Annotated in this window: 7 protein-coding genes; all 7 read left to right on the forward strand. The window is 44.1% G+C overall.

The genetic code is table 11. The features are described from left to right. The coding region (locus QZ565_RS07580; RefSeq protein ID WP_295527770.1) for a class I SAM-dependent rRNA methyltransferase at positions 1-902 on the forward strand (902 nt) is incomplete at its 5' end. After that, positions 899-1,576 (forward strand): type I 3-dehydroquinate dehydratase, encoded by a 678-nt coding sequence (aroD, locus tag QZ565_RS07585; RefSeq protein ID WP_000767765.1) that lies wholly within the window; start codon positions 899-901, stop codon positions 1,574-1,576. The genes QZ565_RS07580 and aroD, both read left to right, overlap by 4 nt. Beyond that, positions 1,566-2,420: a shikimate dehydrogenase gene (locus QZ565_RS07590; protein WP_295527775.1), complete on the forward strand. Its 855-nt coding sequence runs from the start codon at positions 1,566-1,568 to the stop codon at positions 2,418-2,420. The genes aroD and QZ565_RS07590 overlap by 11 nt, the downstream gene beginning before the upstream one ends. An 18-nt stretch (positions 2,421-2,438) precedes the next feature. Next, the gene (aroB, locus tag QZ565_RS07595) at positions 2,439-3,506 is read left to right on the forward strand and encodes a 3-dehydroquinate synthase (RefSeq protein WP_295527778.1); all 1,068 of its coding nucleotides are present in this window, start codon (positions 2,439-2,441) and stop codon (positions 3,504-3,506) included. Positions 3,507-3,515: 9 nt separating this feature from the next. Continuing rightward, positions 3,516-4,682 (forward strand): chorismate synthase, encoded by a 1,167-nt coding sequence (gene aroC / locus QZ565_RS07600; protein WP_070527086.1) that lies wholly within the window; start codon positions 3,516-3,518, stop codon positions 4,680-4,682. A 9-nt stretch (positions 4,683-4,691) separates the two neighbouring features. After that, positions 4,692-5,795: a prephenate dehydrogenase gene (locus QZ565_RS07605; RefSeq protein WP_295527781.1), complete on the forward strand. Its 1,104-nt coding sequence runs from the start codon at positions 4,692-4,694 to the stop codon at positions 5,793-5,795. Between the two features lie 10 nt (positions 5,796-5,805). Then, complete coding sequence (locus tag QZ565_RS07610; protein ID WP_000065980.1) at positions 5,806-6,144, forward strand: YlbF/YmcA family competence regulator; 339 nt, start codon at positions 5,806-5,808, stop codon at positions 6,142-6,144. Positions 6,145-6,298: the final 154 nt, after the last annotated feature.

Genomic DNA, 6,298 nt, shown 5'->3' on the forward strand with positions numbered 1-6,298 from the left:
ATTATCAGGATGACTTGACAACTGCCTTTCGCCTCTTTAACCAAGAGGGAGATGGTTTTGGTGGTATGACTCTTGATCTCTACGGAGATTATGTGGTCTTTTCTTGGTACAACTCCTATGTTTACCAGATTCGTAAGTTGATTATAAAGGCTTTTAAGGAAGTCTTTCCTGAGGTCTTGGGGGCTTATGAGAAGATTCGTTTTAAAGGTCTAGATTACGAGTCTGCTCATGTCTATGGTGAAAAAGCGCCAGCCTACTTTACTGTTTTTGAGAATGGTGTGCTCTATCAGGTCTTTATGAATGATGGCTTGATGACAGGTATTTTTCTGGATCAGCACGAGGTTCGTGGGAGTTTGGTAGACGGTTTAGCCAGGGGTAAATCCTTGCTCAATATGTTTTCCTATACAGCTGCCTTTTCAGTTGCTGCAGCTATGGGAGGCGCGAGTGAGACGACTTCTGTCGACTTGGCAAAACGGTCGAGAGAGTTGTCAGAAGCTCATTTTCAGGCAAATGGACTCAGCACAGACAACCATCGTTTTATCGTCATGGATGTCTTTGAGTACTTCAAGTATGCCAAGCGAAAAGGCTTGACCTATGATGTGATTGTTCTTGATCCACCAAGCTTTGCCCGCAATAAAAAACAAACATTCTCTGTAGCTAAGGACTATCACAAGTTGATTTCCCAGAGTCTTGAGATTTTAAATCCGGGAGGGATTATCATTGCTAGTACCAATGCTGCCAATGTTTCCCGCCAGAAATTTACAGAACAAATTGATAAAGGCTTTGCAGGAAGAAGTTACCAGATTTTAAACAAATACGGTCTTCCAGCAGATTTCGCCTATAATAAAAAAGATGAAAGTAGTAATTACCTCAAGGTGATTAGTATGAAGGTTAGTAAATGAAATTAATCGTTTCAGTAATGCCAAGAAGTTTAGAGGAGGCCCAGGCTCTGGATGCCACGAGGTACCTGGATGCCGACATCATTGAATGGCGTGCCGACTATCTGCCTAAGGAAGCGATTTTGCAGGTGGCTCCAGCGATTTTTGAAAAATTCGCAGGTCGTGAGTTGGTCTTCACGCTACGAACTCGCTCTGAAGGGGGAGAAATCGACCTTTCTCCAGAAGAATATATCCATCTAATCAAGGAAGTGGCACAACTCTATCAACCAGACTATATTGATTTTGAGTACTATAGCTACAAGGATGTTTTTGAGGAAATGCTGGACTTTCCCAATCTCGTTTTGAGTTACCACAATTTCCAAGAAACACCTGAAAATATGATGGAGATCTTGTCAGAATTGACGAGCCTAAATCCAAAACTTGTTAAGGTTGCGGTGATGGCTCACACGGAGCAGGATGTGCTAGACTTGATGAACTATACACGAGGCTTTAAAACCCTCAATCCTGAGCAGGAATATGTGACCATTTCTATGGGCAAGGTGGGCAAGGTCTCTCGTATCACTGCGGATGTGACGGGTTCTAGCTGGTCTTTTGCTAGTCTAGATGAGGCAAGTGCTCCAGGTCAGATTTCCTTAGCTAACATGAAAAAAATTCGGGAGATTTTGGATGAAGCTTGATGGCTATACACGTTTAGCTGCCGTTGTTGCTAATCCTATTAAGCATTCTATTTCCCCCTTTATTCACAATAGTGCCTTTGAGGCGACAGCTACCAATGGTGCTTACGTGGCTTGGGAGATTGAAGCGGCTGACTTGGAAGTCACAGTGGCTAATATTCGTCGCTACCAGATGTTTGGCATCAACCTGTCCATGCCCTATAAGGAGCAGGTGGTTCCTTATTTGGATGAGCTGAGCGATGAAGCGCGCTTGATTGGCGCGGTTAATACGGTTGTCAATGAGAATGGCAATTTAATTGGATATAATACAGATGGCAAGGGATTTTTTAAGAGCTTGCCTTCTTTTACAATTTCAGGTAAGAAGATGATCCTGCTGGGTGCAGGTGGTGCGGCCAAGTCCATTTTGGCACAAGCTATTTTGGACGGAGTCAGTCAGATTTCAGTCTTTGTTCGTTCAGTTTCTATGGAAAAAACAAGGCCTTATCTAGACAAGTTACAGGAGCAGACAGGCTTTAAAGTGGACTTGCATACTTTAGAAGATATTCCTGAACTGCAAGCAAGGATTGCTGAGTCGGATTTACTTGTCAATGCGACAAGTGTAGGGATGGATGGTCAATCATCTCCAGTTCCTGAAAGCATTGTCCTATCAGAAACTCTTTTAGTAGCAGATATCATTTACCAACCCTTTGAAACACCATTTTTGAAATGGGCTAGAAGTCAGGGCAATCCAGCGATCAATGGGCTGGGAATGTTGCTCTATCAAGCTGCAGAAGCTTTTCAACTGTGGACAGGAAAGGAAATGCCAACAGAAGAGATTTGGCAGTCCTTAACAGAAAAATACCAATAAAGAAAAGGAGATTCTCCTATGAAAATCAGAATCGATATTCCTCATCATCCTTATGATATTCAGATTGAAAAAGGCAGTCTATCGCAAGCAGGTCAATGGTTGCGAGAACTCTGGCAACCGCAAAAAGTAGTCATTGTAACAGACAACCATGTAGCTTCTCTTTATGCAGAGAAGGTCAAGCTCAGCCTAGAAGATGCTGGTTTTCAGGTAGCGGTATTTGACTTTTTAGAAGGGGAAGAAAGAAAGAATTTAACCACTGTTCAGAAAGTCTATGAATTTCTAGTTAAGCAGGGGTTGACTCGTAGCGATGGAATCGTGGCTCTTGGTGGCGGTGTCGTTGGGGACCTGGCTGGTTTTGTAGCCTCTACCTATATGCGGGGCATTCATTTTGTTCAGATTCCGACCAGCTTGACAGCTCAGGTTGATTCTTCTATCGGCGGAAAGACGGGTGTCAACACTCCATTTGCTAAAAATATGGTGGGGACCTTTGCCCAGCCAGACGGGGTTCTGATTGATCCACTTGTTCTTGAAACTCTCGGAAAAAGAGAGTTGATTGAAGGAATGGGTGAGGTTATCAAGTACGGCTTGATTGAGGATCCAGCACTTTGGGCTCTCCTGACGGAGCTAGATGGTACTGTAGAGAGCATTTTGGAGCATGCAGAGACCTTGATTGAACATTCTTGTCAGGTTAAGCGCAAGATGGTAGTTGAGGATGAGTTGGACAATGGTGTACGCCTTTACCTCAACTTTGGCCACACTATTGGTCATGCCATTGAAGCAACGGCTGGTTATGGCAAGGTCATGCATGGAGAAGCTGTGGCCATGGGCATGGTGCAGATTTCCAAGGTGGCTGAGGAAAAAGGCCTCATGCCAGCTGGCATTACCCAGTCCATCACAGAAATGTGTCAGAAGTTTGGCTTGCCTGTTGATTATGAAAACTGGAATGTTGACAAGCTTTATCAAGCTCTTACTCATGACAAGAAAGCGCGTGGCAATACCTTGAAATTGGTCTTGGTACCAGAGCTCGGTTCAGCGACTATTCACCCAGTTTCTCTGGAAGAGATGAAAGACTACTTGGTAAAATAAGGAGAGTGTATGAGATATTTAACAGCAGGAGAATCACACGGCCCCCGTCTGACAGCTATTATTGAGGGAATTCCAGCTGGACTTCCTTTGACAGCTGAGGATATCAATGAGGACCTTAGACGCCGTCAGGGTGGCTACGGTCGTGGTGGTCGTATGAAGATTGAGAGTGACCAGGTTGTCTTTACTTCGGGCGTTCGTCACGGGAAGACGACAGGGGCGCCTATTACTATGGATGTCATCAATAAGGACCACCAGAAATGGCTGGACATCATGTCTGCGGAAGACATTGAAGAGCGACTTAAAAGCAAACGAAAAATCACCCATCCTCGCCCAGGTCATGCCGATTTGGTAGGGGGTATCAAGTACCGTTTTGATGATTTACGTAATTCCTTGGAGCGTTCATCAGCTCGTGAAACCACCATGCGGGTGGCAGTTGGGGCTGTAGCCAAACGCCTCTTGGCTGAACTGGATATGGAGATTGCTAATCATGTCGTTGTCTTTGGTGGCAAGGAAATCGATGTTCCTGAGAATCTGACAGTTGCTGAGATTAAGGAACGAGCTGCCCAGTCCGAAGTTTCTATTGTCAACCAAGAACGGGAACAGGAAATCAAGGATTATATTGACCAAATCAAACGTGACGGTGATACCATCGGTGGGGTTGTGGAGACAGTCGTTGGAGGTGTTCCAGTTGGTCTTGGTTCCTATGTCCAATGGGACAGAAAATTGGATGCAAGATTGGCACAAGCTGTTGTCTCTATAAATGCCTTTAAAGGGGTGGAATTTGGTCTTGGCTTTGAAGCTGGTTATCGTAAAGGCAGCCAGGTCATGGATGAAATTCTCTGGTCTAAAGAAGACGGCTATACTCGTCGTACCAACAATCTGGGTGGCTTTGAAGGTGGTATGACCAATGGGCAGCCCATCGTTGTTCGTGGAGTCATGAAACCCATTCCTACTCTCTACAAACCACTCATGAGTGTGGATATCGAAACCCATGAACCCTACAAGGCAACTGTGGAGAGAAGTGATCCGACTGCTCTTCCAGCAGCAGGAGTGGTCATGGAAGCTGTTGTGGCAACGGTTCTGGCACAAGAAATCCTTGAAAAATTCTCATCAGACAATCTAGAGGAATTAAAAGAAGCGGTAGCCAAACACCGAGACTATACAAAGAACTATTAAGGAGTTCCTATGGCAAAAACAGTCTATATCGCAGGTCTTGGATTGATTGGAGCCTCGATGGCACTTGGTATCAAACGCGGTCATCCAGATTATGAAATTTTAGGTTATAATCGCAGTCAAGCTTCGAGAGATATCGCCTTGAAAGAAGGCATGATTGATCGTGCAACGGATGATTTTGCCAGTTTTGCTCCTTTGGCAGATATCATTATCCTCAGCTTGCCGATTAAACAAACCATTGCTTTCATTAAGGAGTTGGCGAACTTGGACTTGAAAGAAGGTGTCATTATTTCAGATGCTGGTTCGACCAAGTCAGCCATTGTGGATGCAGCGGAGCAGTATTTGGCTGGCAAGTCTGTTCGCTTTGTCGGGGCCCATCCCATGGCTGGTAGTCACAAGACAGGGGCTGCCTCTGCGGATGTCAATCTTTTTGAAAATGCTTATTATATCTTCACGCCTTCGAGCCTGACAAGTCCTGACACGCTTGAGGAAATGAAGGATCTGCTTTCAGGTCTTCACGCTCGCTTTATCGAGATTGATGCCAAGGAGCATGACCGAGTCACTTCTCAGATCAGCCATTTTCCTCATATTCTGGCTTCCAGTCTCATGGAACAGACCGCGGTTTATGCTCAAGAACATGAAATGGCAAGGCGCTTTGCGGCCGGTGGTTTCCGAGATATGACTCGAATTGCAGAAAGCGAGCCAGGTATGTGGACCTCCATTCTCTTGTCCAATCGCGAGACAATCCTAGAGCGGATTGAGGATTTTAAGGAACGTTTGGATGAGGTTGGCCGGGCCATCAGCAAGGGAGATGAGGAGCAAATCTGGAACTTTTTCAATCAAGCGCGTGAGCAACGTCAGGCCATGGAAATCCATAAGCGTGGTGGAGTAGACAGTTCTTACGACCTCTATGTTGACGTTCCCGATGAAGAAGATGTCATCTTGAGGATTTTGGAATTGCTACGAGGAACTTCCTTGGTTAATATTCATATCAATGAGGAAAACCGTGAAGATATTCACGGGATTCTACAAATTTCATTTAAAAATGCTCAAGACTTAGAAAGAGCTGAGCATCTAATAACAGAAAACACTGACTACACAGTTGTCATCAAATAAGGAGAAGAACATGTCAAATATTTACGATAGTGCAAACGAACTCAGTCGCGGTCTACGCGAATTACCAGAATACAAGGCTGTCAAAGCAGCTAAAGATGCTATTTCAGCAGATGCTGAGGCAAGCAAAATTTTTACAGAATATGTTGCTTTCCAAGAGGAAATTCAAAGACTGGCACAGACAGGTCAAATGCCAGACGCTTCCTTTCAAGCGAAAATGGAAGGCTTTGGCAAGCAGATTCAGGGGAACAGCCTCTTGTCAGAATTCTTTACTAAGCAACAACAATTGGCAATTTACCTTTCTGACATTGAAAAAATTGTTTTTGAACCAGTTTCAGAATTGCTAAAATAAGAAAATTATTTTGTTCATTATTTATAGGTGTTTTCTTAAGCGTATGATTATTATTGGTAACTACTGTATTAGTTAGAGTTATTAGCGTGGTTCGTTTAAGAATGACTGTGGGGATGAATGTCTTTACTAATAAACAAAATACAAAACAAATTAA

It is taken from the genome of uncultured Streptococcus sp. (assembly GCF_915066115.1).
GTDB lineage: Bacteria > Bacillota > Bacilli > Lactobacillales > Streptococcaceae > Streptococcus.

Coding starts and splice junctions, on each gene's coding strand:
- aroD (WP_000767765.1), top strand. CDS start 899: ATGAAATTAATCGTTTCAGTAATGCCAAGAAGTTTAGAGGAGGCCCAG.
- QZ565_RS07590 (WP_295527775.1), top strand. CDS start 1,566: ATGAAGCTTGATGGCTATACACGTTTAGCTGCCGTTGTTGCTAATCCT.
- aroB (WP_295527778.1), top strand. CDS start 2,439: ATGAAAATCAGAATCGATATTCCTCATCATCCTTATGATATTCAGATT.
- aroC (WP_070527086.1), top strand. CDS start 3,516: ATGAGATATTTAACAGCAGGAGAATCACACGGCCCCCGTCTGACAGCT.
- QZ565_RS07605 (WP_295527781.1), top strand. CDS start 4,692: ATGGCAAAAACAGTCTATATCGCAGGTCTTGGATTGATTGGAGCCTCG.
- QZ565_RS07610 (WP_000065980.1), top strand. CDS start 5,806: ATGTCAAATATTTACGATAGTGCAAACGAACTCAGTCGCGGTCTACGC.